The sequence below is a fragment of the Haloarchaeobius marinus genome, from assembly GCF_051207415.1.
Lineage (GTDB): Archaea > Halobacteriota > Halobacteria > Halobacteriales > Natrialbaceae > Haloarchaeobius.
This window is the reverse complement of record NZ_JBPKGD010000002.1, coordinates 683,348-702,920: the sequence shown is the minus strand read 5'-3', so window position 1 is coordinate 702,920 and position 19,573 is coordinate 683,348. Positions and strand designations below refer to the sequence as shown.

The window sequence follows — 19,573 nt, the reverse complement described above, 5'->3', positions numbered from 1 at the left end:
CTGGTGGGCGGTCGTCGGCTGTGCTGTCACCGAAGGTCGTCGGGGACGAGGCTCGCGGTCAGTCCACGAACGAGCGAACGTCCTCGGCCTCGGCGCTGTCGTCGTCGAACAGGTCGGCCGGGTAGCTGTCGTGCCACTCGACGGCCCAGGCCCCGTCGGTGCGGTCCGCGAGTTCGGGGTCGTCGGCCGTGGGCTCGGCCGCGAAGACGACGTGCGTGGTCTCGTCGAACACCTCGTCGTCTCCCTCCAGTACGTGTTCGGCGTGGCGGACGCGCTCGACGCCGGTGATGCGGACGTCGAGGCCGGCCACCTCGGCAACCTCCTCGCGGGCGGTGGCCGTCCAGTCGCCGTCGTACTCGACCTTCGGGCTCGGGAGGACCGCCCGGCCCGCGTCGCGGTCGACGACGAGCAGCAGCTCGCCCGCGTCGTTCGTGACGCCGACGATGGCGCGGCCGGCGTAATCGGCCTCGCAGTGGTCCTCGTCGCCGTGCGGGAAGCTGTCGGTCGTCGCCTCGACGCCCGGGCGTGCTGCGAGTTCGGTCGGGTCCGCCGGGACGTCTACCGTGCTGTCTGTCGTGGCTGGGTCGTCGGTCGTGGATGCGTCGTGCATGTGTTGGGTCAGGGCGCGGGTGGTCGTTCGGGCGATGCGTTCGCGATAGCCGTCGCTCTCCGTTCGGCTGGTCGGTCGATGCGAGACGTGGCGTGGCCGGTTTGCGCCGGTCTGCCGGGGCGTCGCTCCCCGGAGACGTAGCTACTGGGAACTGATACAATAAAGCGTCGATTTAATTGCGTCGCTGCTTCCTATGTAATAATTCGTTGCCCGGGGATAAAAAGGTTTGGATGGTCCGGTCAGACAGAAAAGCTGCCGTTACCGAACTGCTTTCCCCCTCCAGCCACCTCCTCGTTGACGATGACCGAACGAATCGCAGTCATACCGGGCGACGGCATCGGACGGGAGGTCGTTCCGGCCGCCGTCGAGGTACTCGACGCACTGGGGGACTTCGAGTTCGAGTACGGCGACGCGGGCGACGAGACGAAGGCCGAGACGGGCGAGGCGCTTCCTGTGGAGACGCGGGACCTCGTCGCCGGCGCGGACGCGACGCTGTTCGGCGCGGCGGGCGAGACGGCGGCCGACGTCATCCTCCCGCTCCGGGACGTCGTCGATTCGTTCGTCAACGTCCGGCCGGCCCGTGCGTACCCCGGGGTCGACGCGCTCCGGCCAGAGACCGACCTCGTCTTCCTGCGCGAGAACACCGAGGGCGTCTACTCGGGTCACGAGGACCGCCTCTCCGACGACCTGTCGACGCTGACGCGCGTCGTCACCAGTTCCGCGTCGGCCCGACTGGCGGAGTACGCCTGCGACTACGTCGCCGACCACGACCTGGACGGGTTCCACGTCGCCCACAAGGCGAACGTGATGCGCGAGACCGACGGGCGCTTCCGCGACACCGTCGTCGAGGTCGCCGACGACCGGGGCGTCGAGACCGAGGAGGTCCTGATGGACGCCTTCGCGACGCACGTCTGTCTCGACCCCGGGCAGTTCGACGTCGTCGTCTGCCCCAACCTCGCGGGCGACGTCCTCTCGGACCTCGCGGCTGGCCTCGTCGGCGGTCTCGGACTGCTCCCGAGTGCGAACATCGGGCCGGACAACGCCCTGTTCGAACCGGTCCACGGGACCGCACCCGACATCGCTGCCGAGGGCGTCGCCAACCCGGCGGCGACCATCCTCTCGGCGGCGATGCTGCTGGAGTACCTCGACTACGACGAGGAGGCCGCTGCCGTGCGCGAGGCGACCCACGGCGTCCTCGCCGACGGCCCGTACACGCCGGACCTCGGCGGGGACGCCGGGACCGACGACGTCGTCGACGCCATCGTCGCCCGTCTCTGAACCCGGGTCGGGTCGACCTTTTTCGTCGTCCGCGACGTACCACCGGGTATGCCACAGGTCGAACTCAGCGACACGACGGTAGAACGGCTCGACAGCCTGCGAATCGACGACGAGAGCTACGACGAACTCGTCACCGAACTGCTCAACATCTACGAGGCGGAGGAACTGACGATGTTCCGCACCGGTGACGGGTGAGCACGCGCGACCGACGTGCCGACCCGTCGACCGCACGCCGACGGCAGATTTCTACATCGAACGTTCAGAAACGAATACTCGTGACGTGAAAACAATTAAATCCAGGCACAGACGATAGTCTACAAGGAGATCATGCTACCAGCCGAGAGAAAACGAAAGATCGTAGAGATCGTGTCCGAGAACGACGGCTGCTCGGTCGAAGAGCTGGCGGACACGTTCGGCTTCTCCAAGGCGACCCTCCGCCGTGACCTCAGCGAACTGGAAGCTGAGGGGATGATAGAGCGGTCACACGGCGGCGCCGTCCCGGTCACGACGGTCGGTCGCGAGCAGACGTACGACCAGCGCGAGGTCCAGAACCTCGACGCGAAGACGGCCATCGCGGAACGTGCCGTCGAGGAGATACGCGAGGGCCAGGTCGTGTTCTTCGACTCCGGCACCTCGACGATGGAGGTCGCAAAGCGTGCGCCCACGGACGGGTCCTTCCTCCCGGTGACGAACTCGCCGGTCCTGGCGCTCGAACTCGGCCAGGACGACAACGAGGTGAAACTGACCGGCGGGACGTTCCGCCAGCGCACCCGGGCGCTCGTCGGTCCGAGCGCCGAGGACTTCATGGACCGGATGAACTTCGACCTGCTCTTCGTCGGGACGAACGGACTGGACGTCGACGGCGGGTTGACCACGCCGAACGAGGACGAGGCCCGCGTGAAGGAACGGATGATCGAACGTGCACAGCGGGTGGTCCTCGTCGCCGACGAGACGAAACTCGGCGAACGGAGCTTCGTCCAGTTCGCCGACCTCGCCGACGTCGACCACTTCGTGACCGACGCGACGCTCTCGGCGGCGGAGTGGGACGCGTTCGAGTCGGCAGGCGTGGAAGTGACCTCGGAGGTAGCATGATACTCACCGTCACGTTCAACCCGGCCGTCGACCACACGGTCCACGTCGACGGTGCGCTCTCGGGCGACGGCGTCGTCGACCGCGCCAGCGATGCCCGGTACGACGCCGGAGGCAAGGGCATCAACGTCTCGAAGTACCTGGTCGAACTCGACACGGAAACGCTCGCGACGGGACTCGTCGGCGGCTTTCTCGGCGACTACGTCCGCGAGCGACTCGCCGTAGCGAACATCCCACACGACCTCGTCGACATCGACGGACTCACGCGACTGAACACCACCGTCCTCGCCGACGAGGAGTACAAGATAAACCAGTCCGGCCCCCGGGTCGGCCCGAGCGCCGTCGACGCCGTCGCCGAGACCATCGAGCACTACGACCCGGACCGGGTGGTCGTCGCGGGAAGTCTCCCACCTGGACTCGACGTGTCCGCCATCGACGCCGTCTCGCGGGCGGGCGACTGGGAGACCGTCGTCGACCTCGGCGGTGGGACCCTCGCCGACCTGCACGCCCACTACGCGATGTGCAAACCCAACCGGGAGGAACTGGCGGAGGCGACGGGACTCCCCGTCGAGTCGTTCGAGGAGTGCGTCGCCGCGACCGAGGCCCTCCGGGAGCAGGGGTTCGAGACGGTCGTCGCCTCCCTCGGCGCGGACGGCGCACTGCTGGCCGACGGCGACGACGTGTTCCACGCGCCGTCGCGCGACGTCGACGTGGTCGACACGGTCGGGGCGGGCGACGCACTCCTCTCGGGGGTCCTCGCCTCGCAGGCGCGGGGTGCGGCCCCCCGACGCGCACTGAGCGATGGCGTCGCCGTCGCCGCACGCGTCGTCTCCGTCTCCGGCACCCGTGTCCCCTCGTTCTCCGGGTTCCCGACGGACGCCGACCCGGTCGCCGTCGCCGTCCGCTGACGAGCGTCGTCCTGTCGTTCGACCTTGGTGTTTCGAGCCGTAACGTGCATAAACGAAAGTGTTCGAAAGTATTTTTGAACAGTGTATTTACTTCTGTGATGGATATACCCATGGCAGCGAAAGACACGGTCGAAAGCGCACTTCGCTCACACGTAACGTCGGTGAAAGAAGACCTGATGACGGGCGTCTCGTTCATGATACCGTTCGTCACCATCGGCGGAATCTTCATCGCGCTCGGGTTCGCCGCGACGGAGTTCGTTCCCGGGACGCCTGGCATCAAGGATTTCGCATCCCAGGCGGGGACCCTCGACTGGTACCTGGCCCAGATCGGCGGTGCGGGACTCACGTTCATGGTGCCGATACTCGGGGCGTACATCGCGTACGCCATCGCGGACCGTCCGGCACTCGCGCCCGCGTTCATCCTCTCGTACATCGTCCAGCAGGGGCCGGTCATCGAACAGACCGGCCAGCTGATCGGGTTGAGCGCCGGCGGCAAACCCGCTGGCTACCTCGGGGCCATCGCGGTCGGTCTCCTGACGGGGTACGTCGTCCGCTGGTTCAAGAACCAGAGCGTCCCCAAGGCCGTCGAGCCGATGATGCCGATACTCGTCATCCCCGTCTTCGCGACGGCGATACTGACCCCCATCGTCCTGTTCGTCCTCGGCGTACCCGTCGCCATCGCCAACGACGCACTCACCTCGTTCCTGGGGAACATGCAAGGCGGCACCGCCATCCTGCTCGGTGCCATCCTCGGCGCGATGATGGCGTTCGACATGGGCGGCCCCGTCAACAAGGTCGCCTACCTGTTCTCGGTCGGGCTCCTCGGCGCCGAAGGGGGGCCGGTGACCGAACCGATGGCCGCCGTCATGATCGCCGGGATGACGCCGCCCATCGGGATGGCGCTCTCGAACTTCATCGCGCCCCACAAGTACGCAGAGGAGATGTACGAGCAGGCAAAGAGCTCCATCGTCATGGGTCTCTCGTTCATCACCGAGGGAGCCATCCCCTACGCCGCCGCCGACCCGCTCCGGGTCATCCCGAGCATCATGTTCGGGAGCGCCGTCGCCGCCGCGATGTCGATGGGCCTCGGCGTGGGGATGCCCGCCCCACACGGCGGCATCTTCGTCTTCCTGCTCTCGAACCAGTGGATCATGTTCGTCGCGTGCATCCTCGTCGGGTCCCTGGTGACCGCCGGCACCGCGACGGCGGTCAAGCCGGACTACGACGAGCGCATCGCCGACAGCACTACCGGTGCGGAGGCCGAAGCACAGGTGAACGACTGAACGGAACAGCCACGGAACAGCCACGCAGCCCCCAGCCACCACACAGACTCACCGACACGATGACAGACGCAAACGCAACCAAGTCACTCACGGACGAGGTGTTCACCGAGGAACTCGTCTCCCTCGACGAGACGCCCGGGACGAAACGGGCGTGTATCGAACGACTGCTCGACCTGGCCGTCGCGGCCGGGCGCGTCGACGACCGCGACGCGGCACTCGACGCGCTGCGCGCGCGCGAGGAGGAGACGACGACCGGCGTCGGGAAGGGCATCGGCATCCCGCACGCCAGGACCGACGCCGTCGGTCGGCCGACGGTCGCGTTCCTTCGTGCCGAGGACGGCGTCGACTTCGGCGCGCTCGACGGCACGGACGCACACCTCGTGTTCATGCTCCTCGTCCCGGCCGAGGGCGCGGACGACCACCTGTCGATACTCAGTTCGCTCTCTCGCGCGCTGATGCACGACGACGTCCGCGAGTCGCTGTACGACGCCGAGAGTCGGTCGGACGTGGTGGCGGTCGTCCAGGGGGCGGTCGACCGATGAGCGAGCGAGTCGTCACGGTCGTCCCCGAGGACGGCCTGCACGCGCGGCCCGCGGCGAAGTTCGTCGAAGCGGCGAACGAGTACGAGGCGGAGACGACGGTCGCACCGGTCGACGGCGACCCGGTCGACGCACGGAGCATGCTCGCCGTCACGAGTCTCGGCGTCGCCTGTGGCGACGACGTTCGCCTCACCGCAGAGGGCGAGGACGCCCTCGACGCCCTCGACGCCCTCGAGGCCGTGCTCACGACACCGGAAGCAGAGTCATGACGCGGCAGGTCTACTCCGGCGTCGGCGCGACGCCGCGGGCGGGCGTCGGAACCGTCGTCTGGTACGACGGGGACGCGGCGTTGCCGGACCCCCCCGACTCGGTCGACGCCGACGCTGAACTGGCGCGCTTCGCGACCGCTCGCGGGCGCGCCCGGGACGAACTCGAAGCCGAGCGCGACCGGACCCGGGACCGCATCGGCGAGGAGGAGGCCGCCGTCTTCGACGCGCACCTGCAGTTCCTCGACGACCCGCAACTCGTCGACCCGGTCGAGGAGCGCATCGAGGGCGGACTGGCCGCACCCCACGCCGTCGTCGAGGGGTTCGACGAACCGATAGCCCGGTTCGAGAGCATGGAGGGGCGGATGGCCGAGCGCGCCGACGACCTCCGCGACGTGCGCGACCGACTCGTCCGGATTCTCACCGACGGCGAGCGGGTGAACCTCTCGACCCTCCCTGAAGGGACGGTACTCCTCGCCGAGCGCCTCACGCCGAGCGACACGGCGCAACTCGACCCCGAACGGGTCGCGGGATTCGCCACCGTCGAGGGGGGCCGCACGTCTCACGCCGCCATCTTCGCCCGGTCGCTGGCGATTCCGGCGGTCGTCGGCGTCGGGGAGTCGCTCCGGCACGTCGACGACGAGGCGACGGTACTCGTCGACGGCGACGAGGGCGAACTCCTCGTCGACCCCGACGAGGAGGACCGGGACCGTGTCCGGGAGTCGGACGCGGTGGCAGTTCGACGGGACCCGGTCTCGACCGCCGACGGGCGACCCGTCGAGGTCGCCGCCAACGTCGGCACGCTGGCGGAACTCGAGCCCGCGGCCCGGAGCGGGGCGGACGGCATCGGGCTCTTCCGGACGGAGTTCCTCTTCGTCGACCGGGACGAGCCACCGACCGAGGACGAGCAGGTCGACGCCTACCGACAGGCGCTCCGGACCTTCCCGGAGGGTCGCGTCGTCGTTCGGACGCTTGACGTCGGCGGCGACAAGCCCATCCCGTACCTCGAACAGCCGGACTCGGAGAACCCGTTCCTCGGTGAACGGGGTATCCGTCGGTCGCTCGGCCCCGACGCCGACCTCTTCGAGACCCAGCTCCGCGCGCTGCTCCGGGCGGCCGCGACTCTCGACGGGGGCGACCTCGCCGTGATGTTCCCGATGGTCGCGACCGTTCGGGAACTCGACGCTGCACTCGACGCCGTGACGGAGGTAGCCGCCGACCTCGCCGAGGAGGGTGTCGACCACGCACGCCCCGAACTCGGCGTGATGGTCGAGACGCCGGCGGCGTCCCTGGTGGCAGACCACCTCGCCTCGCGCGTCGACTTCCTGAGCATCGGGACGAACGACCTCACGCAGTACGTCGTCGCCGCCGCACGCGACGACGACCGGGTCACAGACCTGCACGACCCGACCGACCCGGCCGTGTTACGGGCCATCTCCCGGACCGTCGAGGCGGGACACGCCCACGGCGCGTGGGTCGGGATGTGCGGAGAGATGGCGGGCGACCCGGCGTACACCGAGTTGCTCGTCGGACTCGGCCTCGACGAACTCAGCATGAGTGCGGTCACCGTTCCCGACGTGAAGGCCAGCGTCGAGGGGACGGACTCCGGGAACGCCGAATCGCTCGCCGAACGGGCGCTGAACGCATCGACGCGGAACGAAGTGAGAGACCTACTATGAAATTCGTCGCAGTCACATCCTGTCCGACGGGAATCGCACACAGCCAGATGGCAGCAGAGAACCTCGAACAGACCGCCGAGCGACTCGGCCACGACATCCGGGTCGAGGTACAGGGCGCGATGGGGGCCGAGAACGAACTCACGGCCGACGACGTCGCGACGGCCGAGGCGGTCATCATCGCGGCAGACACGGCCGTCAGCCGTGACCGTTTCACGGAGGTCCCCGTCGTGAAGGGGACGGTGAAAGACGCCGTGAACGACGCGGAGGGCCTCGTCGGGCAGGCGGTGACGGCGGCCGGCGATAGCGACGACGGTTCCGACGCGGCCGCGAGCACCGGGACCGCCGACGCGGAACGGTCGTCGGCGTCCGGCGGGACCGACCCGTCGTCGGGACGACGGGGCGGTGACCAAGAGAAGAGCCTGCTCAACCGCCTCAAGCGACTGTTCTCCTGACGCCGCCCGCCCTCCACGACCGAGCCTCGTCCCCGAATCAGCGGTGCGCTTCGACGTCCTCGACGAGCGCCCGCGAACCGAACGCCGTCGGGACGCGCTCGTGGAGCGACGAGGGGTCGCGTTCGAGCAGGCGGCCCGACCCGTCGGTCGCGGCGCCACCGGCCGATTCGACGACGTGTGCGACCGGGTTCGACTCGTACTGGAGTCGGAGGACGCCATCGGGACGGGACTCCCGTGTGGGGTACCACGCCAGTCCGCCCCGGTCGAGGACGTGTGCGAGGTCGGCGACCATGGCACCGGTGTACCGGAGTCGGAGTTCGTAGGCGACCGCCAGGTCGGACGCCCCATCGGGCCACTCGTCGGCGGGACCGTCGATGCCCAGGACGTCGGACTCGTCCGGGATCGTGACCGGTTCGGGGTCGAGACGGACGCCGTCCGAGACCGGCGCCACGGTCGTCTCCCCGTCGCGGGCGACGGTCATCGTCGTCCGCGGTCCGTAGAGGAGGACGACGCTTGCGACCAGGGCAGTGCCCCTGGCGGGGAGTCCACCGTCGTACACCCCGACGACGGTGCCGACCGTGTTGTTCGACCTGAGGTTCGACGACCCGTCGACCGGGTCGACGGTGACCGAGAACCCGGTGCCACAGTCGAGGACGCCGTCGCGCTCCTCGCTCGCGTACGCCCCGACGGCCCCGAGTTCGCCGAGGCGTTCGGCGAACACGTCGTCGACGGCCTCGTCCGCGGCGGTAGCGACGTCACCAGACGGGTTCTCGGTCGTCTTCCCCCCGCGCTCGCGCCGGAGGGTCGCACGGACCGTCGGGACCGCCCCGGCGACGGCGTCGAGGACAGTTTCGACGGTCATTCGTACGCCCGTTCGGCGGCGACGCCGTCGTAGACGACCCGTTCGAGCGCGTCGAGGAGACGAACGGGGTCGTCCGCCTGCCAGACGTTCCGCCCCACGGCCAGCCCCGAGGCCCCGGCGTCCATCGCCGTCTCGACCAGTCGAAGGAACTGGCGCTCGTCGGTCTTCGAACCGCCGCTCAGGACGACGGGCACGTCTCCGGCCGCGTCGCACGCCCGGGCCATGGCCTCGTTCGACCGGGGGTACTTCACCTTCGCCAGGTCCGCACCGAGTTCGAGTCCGATTCTCGTCGCGTACGCGATGGTCTCCGGCTTGCGATGTGCCTTGACGGCCTGCCCGCGCGGGTACGACCACATCGCCACCGGTAACCCCGCAGCTCGCGCCGCCTCCTGAACCTCGCAGAACTCCTCGAACATCCGCGGTTCGTGGTTCGTTCCGGGGTAGACCGTGTAGCCGACCGCGTCGGCGCCGAGGGTGACCGCGTACTCGACCGAGCAGGTCTGCGGGGAGTACGGTTCGCCGTTCCAGAGGCTCGAACTCCCGTTCGTCTTCAACAGGAGGGTGACGTCGTCCTCGTAGGACGGGTAGTACGTCTCGGCGAGCCCCTTCTGGACGGCGAACCCGCTCACCGCGTCGTGTGTCGCCATCTCGAAGACCGTGCCCGGGTCGAGTCGCTCCGGGACGTCCTCGAACGCGCCCGGACCGTGTTCGAGGCCGTGGTCGTGCGCGAGGATGATCGCTTTGCCGTCTCTCGTCAGCGCCGAATCGGCAATCGGTTCCATGCGTGGATGCACACTGAACGAACACTAAGAGCTACTGAATATATTTGTTTCTGCACGATTGTGATGGAGTCAGGCGGGGGTCGTTCGCCACCCTCGGCGATGCCCGTGTGTGGCCACAGCGAGGCCACTCTCGGCCGGTGTGGCGTCGGAGCGTACCTGCCGTATCGAGAATGGCGCGTTCGGTGGCGACGGTGCTGTCCGGGGACGCTCAGCCCTGCTTCGCCGCGACCGCACAGACCTCCTCCCATCGCCCCTTCGACTTCAGGTGCGCCTGTAGCGCCTCGCCGTACCGGTTCGCGAGGTCGCTCGCCGCCTCGATACGTTCCTGTTCGGCCGCCTCGTCGGTCCCGCCACCCATCCCGAGGGCGCTCTTGACCGAGTCGAAGAGGCCGCCACCGCGACCCCCGTCGTCCCCGCCACCACCCGGTGCGCCGCCCATCGCCTGCATCTGGCTCCGGATGTTCTCGAGTTCGGGGACGATGGAGGCGACCTTCTCGTCGTTGGCGACGATGCGTGCGTCCTCGGGCGTCTCCGGGTTCCGTATCTCGAACTCCACGGCGCTCATGATGAGGTCCCACTCCTGGTTCGAGAACTCGGAATCGAGCACCTCGTCCGTGAACTCCTTGTCGACCGTCATCCGCTCGCCGACGACGTGGTCCGTCCAGCCGGAAGTCATACCTCGACGTTGGCAGAGGACCGGTATCAGGGTTGTGCTCGATTCCTGTAGACGGGGTGATAAGTCTTGCCCCGGTTCAGCTGGCGTGGGAATCGGACCCACGACATACGTGGGTCCCCCCAGCAGTCAGAACCGGTCCCCATGGACGAAGACAAGTATCCAGCCACGAGCGACCGACGGCGGTTCGTCGAGGGCGTCGTCGGCGGGTCCGCGATGACCGCAGTCGTCACGGCCGGCGGGGTGGCCGTCGAATCGGCCACCACCGGCGTCGGCGAGGGCGGCGGGTCGGTGACGTACCGGGCGGTCAGGAACACGGCCGGCCCCGCCCCGCGCGGGATGCCACAGATACCCATCGAGATAGACGAAGAGGGCTACCTCAGGGGCATCTGGCCCGAGTCGGAGGAACGGGAGCTCGAAGACGGCACGACGGTGACCGTCGCCGAGACCGAAATCGGCGGCGTCACCTACTCTACGCAGTGGTTCCAGTACTGCGGCTGCCAGACCTACCAGAACGTCCAGCCCGACAGCGACCACGACGACTACTTCCGGTACAGCCGGAACTCGCGGTACGAGTGGCAGAACGAGGCGGTCGACCCGGACGAGCGCGTCCACGTCGACCACTTCGACGACTACGCCCGGTGGAACAACGGCATCGGCGAGGAGGGGTACGGCAAACCCGGGAAGTGCACCTGGCGGTCACAGGAGGTCGACAGCGAGGAGACCCTCCCCGTGCAGGTCATCAGGAGCCCGCTCGTAGAGCGTGCCGCACAGGAGGACGAGTGGCTGGCGGCCAGCACGGCCGACGGCTTCCTCGCGTACCTGAACAAGTGCACGCACTTCTGTTGCATCCCCGGCTTCAAGAACAGCACCGACGCTCCGCGGTTCGGCGCGTCGAACGAGAGTTACTGCGGGTGTCACCAGTCCGTGTACGACCCCTTCGACATCGTCGAGCGGTCGTTCACCGCCCTCCCGCGACCGAGCGAGTGAGAGGCGGGCGACTCCGCCCCGAGAATCACCCGACGGGCGTCGTCCTCAGAACGCGTTCCCTTCGATGTCGACGTCGGCGACCAGCGACCCCTTGACTGCGCTGCCCACCTTGCAGAGTTCGTGGGCGCGCGTGACGACGGCGTCGCCCTTGTCGCCGATGTCGCCCGCGACGCGGATGTCGAAGTGGATCGACTCGAGTTTGTCGTCGTCGTTGAGTTCGCCCGTGCTGTCGATCTCGATGCGGCCGAGGTCGCCGGCCTGTCGCTGCTCGGCACCGACGCGAAGCGCCGGGACGTAACAGGAGGCGTAGGCTGCCAGCAGTGCCTCCAGGGTGTCGGGCCCGACCTCGCCCGTCGCGTCGATGGTCGACTCGAAGTCGCGGACCTCGTTGTGCGTGCTGTATCCCTCCTCGGAGACGCTGTGGACTTCCTTGGACATTGCACTCTGAACCTCGCCCGGCAGCGCCTTGATAGTTGTTCTTGCGGGCGGCGGTCGCCGGAATTGGCGCGTCGACGCACCGACGAAGAGACTGCGACCGCGCTCAGTCGAGCAGGTTCTCGGTCAGGTTCCACGTCTCGTCGCCACCCAGCACCACGACCTCGGCGTCGCTGCCGGTTCCCCGGACCTCGCGCTCGAAGTCCTCCGGGTCCTGCTCGATTGGGGGGAACGTGTCGTAGTGGATGGGGATGGCGTAGTCGACGTCGAGCCAGTCGACGGCGATGGCTGCCTGCCACGGGCCCATCGTGAAGTGGTCGCCGATGGGCACGGCGGCGACGTCGGGTTCGAGGTACGGCGCGATGACGTCACGCATCTCCGTCATCAGTCCGGTGTCGCCGGCGTGGTAGAACGTCTCCGTCTCGGCGTCGGCGACCTGCGTCGGCTTCGTATCGGAGATGACGAACCCGGCCGGCATGCCACCCGAGGTGCCGTAACTCGTCTCCATCCCGTTCGTGTGGTCGGCGCGATGCATCGTCACGAAGGCGTCTCCACACTCGACCGTCCCCCCGATGTTCATGCCCATGCCGCCGACCGCCTCGTAGTCGCCGTACTCGTCCCGGCAGTACTCGACCACCTCGGGTGTGGCGACCAGTTTCGTGCCCTCGTACCGGTCGACGTCGCCGATGTGGTCGGCGTGTCCGTGCGTGAGCAGGACGAAGTCCGGGTCGAGTTCCTCGGGGTCCGTCTCCGTCTTCGGGTTGTCGAAGAACGGGTCGACGAGCAGGTCCGTCTCACCGACCGTGACGTGGAACGTGGAGTGACCGTGCCAGGTGATTTGCATTGCACCCAGAAATACACCCGATTGTCACTTAAATCTGCGCGGGGACTAGCACCACGTATGCTCACGCTCGACTTCGACGAGTTCGCGTTCGAACTCAAGGACGGTGCGATAAAGAACGTCGGTCCCACGAACAAGGCGGCGACGGCGAAACTGTTCGACGTCGACGAGGTGACCGTCCGCGAGTTCGGCGACAAACGCGTCAAACTCGTGTTCACCGACGACGAGGGGAACGAGGTCCAGGTCGCCCTGTTCCCGTCAGATGCCACGAAGATCGCAGCAGGCGTCGAGTCGTTGGCAGAAGACTCCCCGGTCTTCGAGTGACCGCCCCGACTGGTGACCCCCTTCCCGCGACAGAGACGACGACCCGGCTCAGGCGTTGTTCATCCGCTGACTGGAGCGCTCCCCACAGGCCTGGCACTCCTTCACGCGATACGGTTCGCGGGAGAACTGGGCGTTCTCCGTCTTGCTGCTCTCGGTGATTATCTGGACCGACACCTTGTGCAGCGTCTCCGTCCCACAGGATTCGCAGTGCTCGGTCAACCCGTCTATCGACTCGTCGGTCGTTGCCATGGTCGAGATAGGCTCTGTCTCCATATAATGACCAGTTAGTAATTTCATGGGCAGTAATAACCTGGTTATCGGCCCACGTTATGTGGAGTATACCGCCCGATGGGGACGGCCTGCGGTCCAGGAAAGTTCAGTTAAAGTAAGAAAACCTTATCACTGGCAACCGGACACGTAAGGTCGTGGACGACGAGCGGCCAATCGAAGATATACTCGACACGATCGGCGACGAGAACGCCAGAGAGGTCCTCGCCGCCGTGAGTGAAGAGCCTCGCTCGGCGAAAGAGGTCGCCGAGTTCTGCGACCTCTCGTTACCGACCGTCTATCGCCGCATCGAGACGCTGAAGGAACACGAACTGATAACCTCGGAGACGCTCGTCGCGCGCGACGGGAACCACTACGACGCGTTCAGGTCGAACTTCGACGCGACCGTCATCCGGCTCAAAGACGATGAGTACGAAATCCGCATCTACCGCAAGGAGAACCTGCCCGACCGTTTCTCGAGCCTCTGGGACGAGCTGGGTCGGTGAGCACGTTACCACCGAACGTCCGCCGCGGTCGCGTGGGGGTGACCCATGGTGGACGTGCTGACCGAGGTCGCCAGGCTCCTCCTGACAGCGATGCGACTCGTCCTCTTCGCGCTCGCGCTCGGGTTGACGTTCATCAGCTTCCAGGCGTACAACCAGAAGGGCGGCAAGCGACTGGAGTCGGCGTTCATCGGCTTCGCGTTCATCAGCATGGGCGTCGCACTGACCACCATCAGTACGCAGGTCGCACAGACCATCGAGGACGCCTCGCACATGGTCATCTACTTCAACATCGCCGAGACGGTCCCGTTCATCGTCGGGTTCAGCATGCTGTATCTCTCGCTCTATCGGTGAGGCGTTTTCGACAACCGTTTTAGGCCGGGTCTACTCTACTCGGTCAAATGGGTAACTGTATCATCTGTGGTGTGCCCGTCGACGGGCACATCTGTACGAGCCACGAGGAGGACGTCGTCTTCAGATTCGAAGGCGACAGACCGGGACAATTGACGCCCGGGCGCTACTACCGCGGTTCCGTCGACGGCTTCGCCGAGTTCGGCGTCTTCGTCGACATCGGTGATTCCGTCACCGGCCTGTTGCACCGGAGCGAACTCGACCGACGTCTCGACAGTCTCGACTGGGAGTCCGGTGACACCGTCTATGTACAGGTCACCGACATCCGCGACAACGGCAACGTCGACCTCGGCTGGTCCATCCGACAGCAGGAGTCCGACTTCCGGGGTCGACTCGTCGACGCCCCCGGCGGCGACCGGCTCGTCGAAGCGGACGAGGCGGCGGAATCGGCCGAAGAGGAGTTCGAACCGGTCACGACGAGTCCGGGGCCCGCAGCGAAGCAGAAGGTCCGCAACCCGGACGAGACCGACGCCACGCCCGCGACGACCGACTCGGGGACGACCGAGGAGGCACCGTCCGAGGGCGAGGCCGAGGGCGCAGACACGACGACCGACGATGCGGTCGAGGAGGAATCCACCGACGACGTGGTCGAACGGGAGTCCACCGACGAGACCGACGAGACCGACGAGACCGACGCAGAACTCGCCCGGACCCCCATCGAGACGCTGGCGGACCTCGTCGGGCAGGTCGTCCGCATCGAGGGCGAGGTCATCAGCGTGCGACAGACCTCCGGCCCGACCGTCTTCGAGATCCGCGACGAGACCGGCGTCGTCGAGTGCGCCGCCTTCGAGGAGGCCGGCGTCCGCGCCTACCCCTCCGTCGACGTCGACGACGTCGTCCGACTGGAGGGCGAGGTCGAACGCCGCCACGACAACCTCCAGATAGAGACCGAGGTACTCGCCGAACTCGACGACGAGGAGGCGTCCGCGGTCGACGACCGGATGGACGCCGCACTGGAGGACCAGGCAGACGCCGGTAGCGTCGACTTACTCGCAGACCACGATGCGGTCGCCGCCGTCAGCGACGAGGTCCGCACCGTCGCGACGCAGATTCGTCGCGCCGTCATCGAGTCCCGTCCCGTCGTCGTGCGCCACACCGCGACCGCGGAGGGCTACGTCGCCGGTGCGGCCATCGAACGGGCGGTCCTCCCCCTCGTCCGCGAGGAGCACGCGCGACAGGACGCCGAGTACCACTTCTTCGAGCGCCGTCCCCTCGACAGCACGGTGTACACCATGGACGCCGCCACGGACGACGTGACGGACATGCTCGACGCGCGAGAGCGCCACGGCGAGCAACTCCCGCTCCTGGTCCTCGTCGACCTCGGGAGCACGCTGGAGTCCCGGGAGAGCTACGACCTGCTCGACGTGTACGGCGCGGACCGCGTCGTCGTCGACTCCGGCTACCCCGACCCACAGGTCGTGGACTCCCTCGCCGGCATCGTCAACCCGCACCTCGCCGCGGACGTCGACGACGTGACGACGGCCGCACTCGCCGCCAACGTCGCCGCACACGTCAACGAAGACGTGCGCGACGACCTCCGGCACCTGCCCGCCGTCAGCTACTGGGACGACACCCCCGAGGTCTACACCGACCTCGCCGCCGAGGCGGGCTACGACGCCGACGAGACCCGCGAACTCCGCGAGGCCGTCGGCCTCGAGGCCTACTACCAGTCCTACAAGGACAAGCGCGAACTCATCACCGACATCCTGTTCGAGGAGGCAGACGGCCTCGCTGGCCACGTCAGCGAGCAGTTCCGCACCAAACTCGACCGCGAGGTCCAGACCGCCCGCCGCAACCTCTCGACCCGTTCGGCCAAGGGCGTCTCCTTCGCCGTGCTCGACACCGCCGCGTTCACCAACCGCTTCGACTTCCCGCCGACCTCGCTCCTGCTGGACACGCTCCACCGCGAGGAGGCCGCGGACGCCGCCGACCAGTTCGTCACCCTCGGCCTCGGCGAGGACGAACTCCACATCCGGAGTACGGGCACCATCGACGTGCGCGACCTCGCCGACGACGTCAGCGACGTCGTCGACGACGCCGGCATCTCCGTCGTCGGCGGCCGCGACGGCCACATCGAGTACCTCTCCGGCGAGCGCGAGGACGTGCTCAACGCGACCGTCTCCGCCATCGCGAAGACGTTCAAGCCGGCGTAACTCCCAGCCTTCTCCCGCGTCTTCCGACCGTCAGCGGCGGCGCTTCTCGACTCGAAACGGGCTTCAGTCACGACGCCCAACGGTCGCCACATGACCGGACTCGACGACCTGCGGGCCGACGTGGAAGCCGCCTACGACGACCTGGACTTCGACGACCTCGACCGCGAGACGAAGAACGAACTGGCGATGCTGGCGGCCGGACTGGGAACCGAGGACTCCTCGGAACTGCTCGAACGCGCCGTCCACCTGCTGTTCCAGACGACGGTCGAGTCGGGGAAGCTCGACTTCCACCTCCGGAGCGAGTACGACGTGACCTACGACGAGTACCTCGCGGGGATGACCTACGACGAGATGACGGGACAGGCAGCCTATCCCGAGCGCGACGACGAACGTCGCTACCAGTTCTGACCGGAACGAAGAGAGCGTTCAGTACGCGTCGCTGGTGTCGGTCGTGGCGACCGGCGCGCTCGTCTCGGCGGCGTCGACGGCCTCGACGAAGATGGACGCGCCGAGTTCGATCTCGCGCTCGGTGACGTCGAGCGGCGGGAGCAGGCGCAGACTCTTGTAGCCACACCCGAGGGTGAGCAGGCCGCGCCCGAGCGCCTGCTTGACGACCTCCTCGCGGCGGTCCTTGGTGTCGAACTCGACGGCGAACATCAGGCCGCGACCGCGGATGTCGACGATGGAGTCCCGGTCGGCGTCGGCGATGTACTCCCAGAGCTGTCGACCCCGTTCTTCGGCGTTGTCGAGCAGGTCGTACTCGTGGATGGCGTCGATGGTGGCGACGCCCTGTGCGGCCGAGACGATGTCGCCGGCGCCCCAGGTCGAGGAGAGACGACCCTTCTCCTCGGGGAAGATGTTCGACCGGGAGACGGTCGCACCGACGCGCAGGCCCTTCGCGCTGGTGATGACGTCCGGCGTGAGGTCGACGTGGTCGATGCCCCACATCTCGCCGGTCCGGCCGAGGCCGGACTGTATCTCGTCGGCGACGACGTAGATGCCGTGGTCGTGGCGGACGTCGGCGATGTCGCTGATGAAGTCGTCGTTGGGGACGCGGTAGCCACCTTCGCCCTGGATGGGTTCGAGGATGATGTACGCGACCTCGTCGGGGTCGACGTTCCCGGCCTTCTCGTCGAGTTTGTCGGCGAGGACGTTTCCGCCGGGACCGTCGGTCGACCAGTAGCGGTCGTAGTCCTCCTGTGTGGAGATGTAGGGGATAGAGACGACGCCGGGGACCTCGGGGTACCCCTTGCGGTGGACCGTCTTGGAGCGGTTGAGCGAGAGCGCGCCGAGGGTACGGCCGTGGAACGCCCCCTCGAAACAGAACGCCCGGTGTCCGCGCCTGTTGTAACAGATCTTGATGGCGTTCTCGACGGCTTCCGCGCCGGTGTTCGAGAGGAAGACGCGGTCCATGTCGTAGTGGTCCGTCGCGTCGACCAGTCGGTCCATGAGCTGGGTCGGCGAGGGGATGTCCGGGTCCTCCGGCGGCCAGCCACCGCTGGCGTAGAAGTCCTGGCCGGCGATCTTCATCGGGTCGAACAGTTCGAGGTCGGAAAGCGTGTCGAGTATCTTCGGGTTGTTGTATCCGAGGGGTGCGGCGGCGACGTGGCTGGTGAAGTCGAGGAGGACGTTCCCGTCGACGTCGGTACAGAAGGGTCCCGTCGACTCCTCCGTGATGTCCCAGACGAAGTCGTAGACGTACGTGCTCGGGGCCGCGAACTGCTGGTGGTAGTCGGCCCACTGCCTCGCCTTCTCGCCGGGCATCTCCCGGACCTGTGGCTCGACCGTGTCTCGGTCCATAGACTGCGTATGAACACTGCTGTTTTAATTGGTTCGCTCTGGTCGGCCCAGAAATTGCCGGGAGTGTGGGCGTTCAGACGACCACGACGACGACCGCGCCCAGTCCGCCAGCCAGAACCAGCACGGCGCTGTAGACGGCGACCTGACGCGCGAAGGTCCGGTTCGGACTCGCGAAGGTCAGTCCGGCCTTGACGAGGACGGAGGACGCCGTCGCCAGCAGCACCGCCAGGACGGTCGTCGACGCGTCGAGCGGCCCGCCACGGAACAGCAGGACGGCCGAGGTGGTCGCACCGGCACTGGAGACGAGGCCCGACGCGACGGCAGTCGCGAGGAACCCGGCGGCGCCGAACTGCGCCTCGGCGATCGAACCGACGACCAGCACGGCGAGGAACATCGCACCGAACCCGAGCGCGTACCGGAGCGAGAACGGACTCTCCAGGTCGATGTCGACGGTTCCATCCCAGTCCGCCGTCAGGGCGGCCACGGCGAACGCACCGACGATGACGGCACCCAGCGGCACGACGGCGCCGAGCAGCACGTCGGTCGAGATGGTGAACACGACGACGATGAGGAGGTTCCGGAGCGCCATCGCGGCGTCGGCGAGCAGGATGGCCGCGACGGCGTACGAGACCGCCTCGTCGTTCTGACGGACCTGGTCCATCATCGTCCCCACGACGGCCGTCGAGGAGGCGAGGCCGCCGAAGAACCCGGTGACAGCGATTCCCCGTCCCCCGTAGGTCAACACGATGACGTAGTTGACGATGCCGATGGCGGCGACGGTGACGACCATCAACCAGACGATGCGCGGTTCGATGCCGATCTCCTGGATGCCGAGTGCAGGGTAGGAGAACGTCTGTTCCTCGGGGGGCAACAGCGGGTAGACCACGAACGCCAGGATGGCGAACTCGGTGGCGGACCGGACCTCCTCGCGAGAGAGGTTGTCGGCGAACGAGTGGAGTTCCCGCTTGAGGACGAGCAGGAGCGACGAGAGGACGGCGACGGTCACCCCCTCGAGTTCGAATCCACTGACGACCAGCGCCCCGACCCCGTAGGTCACCAGCATCGACATCGAGGTGGTCAGGGCGAGTCCGTTCTCGCTCCCGTTGCGCAGGCCACGGACGCCGAGCATCACGCCCTGTGCGATGACCAGGACGCCGCCGACGGCCAGCAGGACCGCCCCCCACGACGTCTCTATCGCCAGCAACGTGAACACCCCGCCGGCGAGGGCGATGAGCGAGAAGGTCCGTACCCCGGCGGACTTCTGTGACCACTCGCGTTCGAGTCCGAGGAACATGCCCAGCGCCCCGGCGAGGACGAGTCGAAGCACGTGGCTCTCGAGCGAGACGCTTGCCCACTGCTGGAGCACGAGGTTCACCCCCTGACGTTTTCGTCTCCCCCCGATAAATCCTCGGCCTCCCGCCGCCAGGG

Annotated in this window: 24 protein-coding genes; 15 read left to right on the top strand and 9 right to left on the bottom strand. The window is 67.4% G+C overall.

What is annotated here, in order from left to right:
* Positions 1-58: 58 nt before the first annotated feature.
* A complete protein-coding gene (locus ACSC1W_RS09610) occupies positions 59-610 on the bottom strand; it encodes an NUDIX hydrolase (protein ID WP_435347010.1) in 552 nt (183 codons plus the stop codon).
* A 300-nt stretch (positions 611-910) separates the two neighbouring features.
* Between ACSC1W_RS09610 and leuB the strand changes: the two genes are divergently transcribed.
* The 9 genes from leuB (at position 911) to ACSC1W_RS09565 (ending at position 8,104) form a co-directional block, all read left to right on the top strand.
* Positions 911-1,888 (top strand): 3-isopropylmalate dehydrogenase, encoded by a 978-nt coding sequence (leuB, locus tag ACSC1W_RS09605; RefSeq protein ID WP_435347007.1) that lies wholly within the window; start codon positions 911-913, stop codon positions 1,886-1,888.
* Positions 1,889-1,936: 48 nt separating this feature from the next.
* The gene (locus ACSC1W_RS09600; RefSeq protein WP_435347005.1) at positions 1,937-2,083 is read left to right on the top strand and encodes a DUF7557 family protein; all 147 of its coding nucleotides are present in this window, start codon (positions 1,937-1,939) and stop codon (positions 2,081-2,083) included.
* Between the two features lie 132 nt (positions 2,084-2,215).
* Positions 2,216-2,980: an HTH-type transcriptional regulator GlpR gene (glpR, locus tag ACSC1W_RS09595; RefSeq protein WP_435347003.1), complete on the top strand. Its 765-nt coding sequence runs from the start codon at positions 2,216-2,218 to the stop codon at positions 2,978-2,980.
* A complete protein-coding gene (gene pfkB, locus ACSC1W_RS09590) occupies positions 2,977-3,885 on the top strand; it encodes a 1-phosphofructokinase (RefSeq protein ID WP_435347001.1) in 909 nt (302 codons plus the stop codon). Before glpR ends, pfkB begins: the two co-directional genes overlap by 4 nt.
* Before the next feature lie 110 nt (positions 3,886-3,995).
* On the top strand, positions 3,996-5,168 hold the full coding sequence (locus ACSC1W_RS09585) for a PTS fructose transporter subunit IIC (protein WP_435347000.1): 1,173 nt from the start codon (positions 3,996-3,998) through the stop codon (positions 5,166-5,168).
* A gap of 59 nt (positions 5,169-5,227) precedes the next feature.
* Positions 5,228-5,710 (top strand): PTS sugar transporter subunit IIA, encoded by a 483-nt coding sequence (locus tag ACSC1W_RS09580; RefSeq protein WP_435346998.1) that lies wholly within the window; start codon positions 5,228-5,230, stop codon positions 5,708-5,710.
* Positions 5,707-5,976 carry an HPr family phosphocarrier protein gene (locus ACSC1W_RS09575; RefSeq protein ID WP_435346997.1) on the top strand — a complete coding sequence of 90 codons (270 nt, stop codon included), beginning with the start codon at positions 5,707-5,709 and terminating at the stop codon, positions 5,974-5,976. The genes ACSC1W_RS09580 and ACSC1W_RS09575 overlap by 4 nt, the downstream gene beginning before the upstream one ends.
* Positions 5,973-7,652 carry a phosphoenolpyruvate--protein phosphotransferase gene (gene ptsP, locus ACSC1W_RS09570; RefSeq protein ID WP_435346995.1) on the top strand — a complete coding sequence of 560 codons (1,680 nt, stop codon included), beginning with the start codon at positions 5,973-5,975 and terminating at the stop codon, positions 7,650-7,652. The genes ACSC1W_RS09575 and ptsP overlap by 4 nt, the downstream gene beginning before the upstream one ends.
* Positions 7,649-8,104: a PTS fructose transporter subunit IIB gene (locus tag ACSC1W_RS09565; protein ID WP_435346993.1), complete on the top strand. Its 456-nt coding sequence runs from the start codon at positions 7,649-7,651 to the stop codon at positions 8,102-8,104. Before ptsP ends, ACSC1W_RS09565 begins: the two co-directional genes overlap by 4 nt.
* A gap of 37 nt (positions 8,105-8,141) precedes the next feature.
* Here the strand turns inward: ACSC1W_RS09565 and ACSC1W_RS09560 are convergent, their stop codons facing one another.
* The 3 genes from ACSC1W_RS09560 to ACSC1W_RS09550 all read right to left on the bottom strand — a co-directional run bounded on the left by ACSC1W_RS09560 (position 8,142) and on the right by ACSC1W_RS09550 (position 10,424).
* Complete coding sequence (locus ACSC1W_RS09560) at positions 8,142-8,966, bottom strand: class 1 fructose-bisphosphatase (protein ID WP_435346991.1); 825 nt, start codon at positions 8,964-8,966, stop codon at positions 8,142-8,144.
* Positions 8,963-9,748: a class I fructose-bisphosphate aldolase gene (locus tag ACSC1W_RS09555; protein ID WP_435346989.1), complete on the bottom strand. Its 786-nt coding sequence runs from the start codon at positions 9,746-9,748 to the stop codon at positions 8,963-8,965. Before ACSC1W_RS09555 ends, ACSC1W_RS09560 begins: the two co-directional genes overlap by 4 nt.
* A gap of 208 nt (positions 9,749-9,956) precedes the next feature.
* A complete protein-coding gene (locus ACSC1W_RS09550) occupies positions 9,957-10,424 on the bottom strand; it encodes a DUF5799 family protein (protein WP_435346987.1) in 468 nt (155 codons plus the stop codon).
* Between the two features lie 141 nt (positions 10,425-10,565).
* Here ACSC1W_RS09550 and ACSC1W_RS09545 point away from each other — a divergent pair, with 141 nt between their 5' ends.
* Positions 10,566-11,411 (top strand): ubiquinol-cytochrome c reductase iron-sulfur subunit, encoded by an 846-nt coding sequence (locus ACSC1W_RS09545; protein WP_435346985.1) that lies wholly within the window; start codon positions 10,566-10,568, stop codon positions 11,409-11,411.
* 45 nt (positions 11,412-11,456) lie between these two features.
* On the opposite strand, the gene ACSC1W_RS09540 is transcribed toward ACSC1W_RS09545, so the two are convergent.
* Complete coding sequence (locus ACSC1W_RS09540; RefSeq protein WP_435346983.1) at positions 11,457-11,849, bottom strand: OsmC family protein; 393 nt, start codon at positions 11,847-11,849, stop codon at positions 11,457-11,459.
* Positions 11,850-11,952: 103 nt separating this feature from the next.
* Positions 11,953-12,690 (bottom strand): metal-dependent hydrolase, encoded by a 738-nt coding sequence (locus ACSC1W_RS09535; RefSeq protein WP_435346981.1) that lies wholly within the window; start codon positions 12,688-12,690, stop codon positions 11,953-11,955.
* A gap of 57 nt (positions 12,691-12,747) precedes the next feature.
* Between ACSC1W_RS09535 and ACSC1W_RS09530 the strand changes: the two genes are divergently transcribed.
* Positions 12,748-13,011, top strand: a complete 264-nt coding sequence (locus tag ACSC1W_RS09530; RefSeq protein WP_435346980.1) for a hypothetical protein — start codon at positions 12,748-12,750, stop codon at positions 13,009-13,011.
* 48 nt (positions 13,012-13,059) lie between these two features.
* On the opposite strand, the gene ACSC1W_RS09525 is transcribed toward ACSC1W_RS09530, so the two are convergent.
* Positions 13,060-13,260, bottom strand: coding sequence for a DUF7835 family putative zinc beta-ribbon protein (locus ACSC1W_RS09525; protein WP_435346978.1), 201 nt, complete (start codon positions 13,258-13,260; stop codon positions 13,060-13,062).
* A 176-nt stretch (positions 13,261-13,436) separates the two neighbouring features.
* Between ACSC1W_RS09525 and ACSC1W_RS09520 the strand changes: the two genes are divergently transcribed.
* The 4 genes from ACSC1W_RS09520 to ACSC1W_RS09505 all read left to right on the top strand — a co-directional run bounded on the left by ACSC1W_RS09520 (position 13,437) and on the right by ACSC1W_RS09505 (position 16,753).
* Entirely contained in the window at positions 13,437-13,784 is a 348-nt protein-coding gene (locus tag ACSC1W_RS09520) for a winged helix-turn-helix domain-containing protein (RefSeq protein ID WP_435346976.1), read from the top strand.
* 45 nt (positions 13,785-13,829) lie between these two features.
* Positions 13,830-14,135 (top strand): DUF7521 family protein, encoded by a 306-nt coding sequence (locus tag ACSC1W_RS09515; RefSeq protein ID WP_435346974.1) that lies wholly within the window; start codon positions 13,830-13,832, stop codon positions 14,133-14,135.
* Between the two features lie 47 nt (positions 14,136-14,182).
* Positions 14,183-16,345 carry a DHH family phosphoesterase gene (locus ACSC1W_RS09510; RefSeq protein WP_435346972.1) on the top strand — a complete coding sequence of 721 codons (2,163 nt, stop codon included), beginning with the start codon at positions 14,183-14,185 and terminating at the stop codon, positions 16,343-16,345.
* 90 nt (positions 16,346-16,435) lie between these two features.
* Positions 16,436-16,753: a ribbon-helix-helix protein gene (locus ACSC1W_RS09505; RefSeq protein ID WP_435346970.1), complete on the top strand. Its 318-nt coding sequence runs from the start codon at positions 16,436-16,438 to the stop codon at positions 16,751-16,753.
* Between the two features lie 18 nt (positions 16,754-16,771).
* Here the strand turns inward: ACSC1W_RS09505 and ACSC1W_RS09500 are convergent, their stop codons facing one another.
* Together ACSC1W_RS09500 and ACSC1W_RS09495 are read right to left on the bottom strand one after the other, a co-directional pair.
* Positions 16,772-18,145 (bottom strand): aminotransferase class III-fold pyridoxal phosphate-dependent enzyme, encoded by a 1,374-nt coding sequence (locus ACSC1W_RS09500; protein ID WP_435346967.1) that lies wholly within the window; start codon positions 18,143-18,145, stop codon positions 16,772-16,774.
* A 73-nt stretch (positions 18,146-18,218) separates the two neighbouring features.
* The gene (locus ACSC1W_RS09495; protein WP_435346965.1) at positions 18,219-19,520 is read right to left on the bottom strand and encodes an MgtC/SapB family protein; all 1,302 of its coding nucleotides are present in this window, start codon (positions 19,518-19,520) and stop codon (positions 18,219-18,221) included.
* Positions 19,521-19,573: the final 53 nt, after the last annotated feature.

Bases quoted from the DNA above. Each gene is read 5' to 3' on its own strand.
- ACSC1W_RS09535 (WP_435346981.1), bottom strand. From the start codon at position 12,690: ATGCAAATCACCTGGCACGGTCACTCCACGTTCCACGTCACGGTCGGT.
- ACSC1W_RS09505 (WP_435346970.1), top strand. From the start codon at position 16,436: ATGACCGGACTCGACGACCTGCGGGCCGACGTGGAAGCCGCCTACGAC.
- ACSC1W_RS09585 (WP_435347000.1), top strand. From the start codon at position 3,996: ATGGCAGCGAAAGACACGGTCGAAAGCGCACTTCGCTCACACGTAACG.
- ACSC1W_RS09560 (WP_435346991.1), bottom strand. From the start codon at position 8,966: ATGACCGTCGAAACTGTCCTCGACGCCGTCGCCGGGGCGGTCCCGACG.
- leuB (WP_435347007.1), top strand. From the start codon at position 911: ATGACCGAACGAATCGCAGTCATACCGGGCGACGGCATCGGACGGGAG.
- ACSC1W_RS09600 (WP_435347005.1), top strand. From the start codon at position 1,937: ATGCCACAGGTCGAACTCAGCGACACGACGGTAGAACGGCTCGACAGC.
- ACSC1W_RS09555 (WP_435346989.1), bottom strand. From the start codon at position 9,748: ATGGAACCGATTGCCGATTCGGCGCTGACGAGAGACGGCAAAGCGATC.
- ptsP (WP_435346995.1), top strand. From the start codon at position 5,973: ATGACGCGGCAGGTCTACTCCGGCGTCGGCGCGACGCCGCGGGCGGGC.
- ACSC1W_RS09530 (WP_435346980.1), top strand. From the start codon at position 12,748: ATGCTCACGCTCGACTTCGACGAGTTCGCGTTCGAACTCAAGGACGGT.
- ACSC1W_RS09525 (WP_435346978.1), bottom strand. From the start codon at position 13,260: ATGGCAACGACCGACGAGTCGATAGACGGGTTGACCGAGCACTGCGAA.
- ACSC1W_RS09500 (WP_435346967.1), bottom strand. From the start codon at position 18,145: ATGGACCGAGACACGGTCGAGCCACAGGTCCGGGAGATGCCCGGCGAG.
- pfkB (WP_435347001.1), top strand. From the start codon at position 2,977: ATGATACTCACCGTCACGTTCAACCCGGCCGTCGACCACACGGTCCAC.
- ACSC1W_RS09515 (WP_435346974.1), top strand. From the start codon at position 13,830: ATGGTGGACGTGCTGACCGAGGTCGCCAGGCTCCTCCTGACAGCGATG.
- ACSC1W_RS09610 (WP_435347010.1), bottom strand. From the start codon at position 610: ATGCACGACGCATCCACGACCGACGACCCAGCCACGACAGACAGCACG.
- ACSC1W_RS09545 (WP_435346985.1), top strand. From the start codon at position 10,566: ATGGACGAAGACAAGTATCCAGCCACGAGCGACCGACGGCGGTTCGTC.
- ACSC1W_RS09550 (WP_435346987.1), bottom strand. From the start codon at position 10,424: ATGACTTCCGGCTGGACGGACCACGTCGTCGGCGAGCGGATGACGGTC.
- glpR (WP_435347003.1), top strand. From the start codon at position 2,216: ATGCTACCAGCCGAGAGAAAACGAAAGATCGTAGAGATCGTGTCCGAG.
- ACSC1W_RS09510 (WP_435346972.1), top strand. From the start codon at position 14,183: ATGGGTAACTGTATCATCTGTGGTGTGCCCGTCGACGGGCACATCTGT.
- ACSC1W_RS09565 (WP_435346993.1), top strand. From the start codon at position 7,649: ATGAAATTCGTCGCAGTCACATCCTGTCCGACGGGAATCGCACACAGC.
- ACSC1W_RS09540 (WP_435346983.1), bottom strand. From the start codon at position 11,849: ATGTCCAAGGAAGTCCACAGCGTCTCCGAGGAGGGATACAGCACGCAC.
- ACSC1W_RS09580 (WP_435346998.1), top strand. From the start codon at position 5,228: ATGACAGACGCAAACGCAACCAAGTCACTCACGGACGAGGTGTTCACC.
- ACSC1W_RS09575 (WP_435346997.1), top strand. From the start codon at position 5,707: ATGAGCGAGCGAGTCGTCACGGTCGTCCCCGAGGACGGCCTGCACGCG.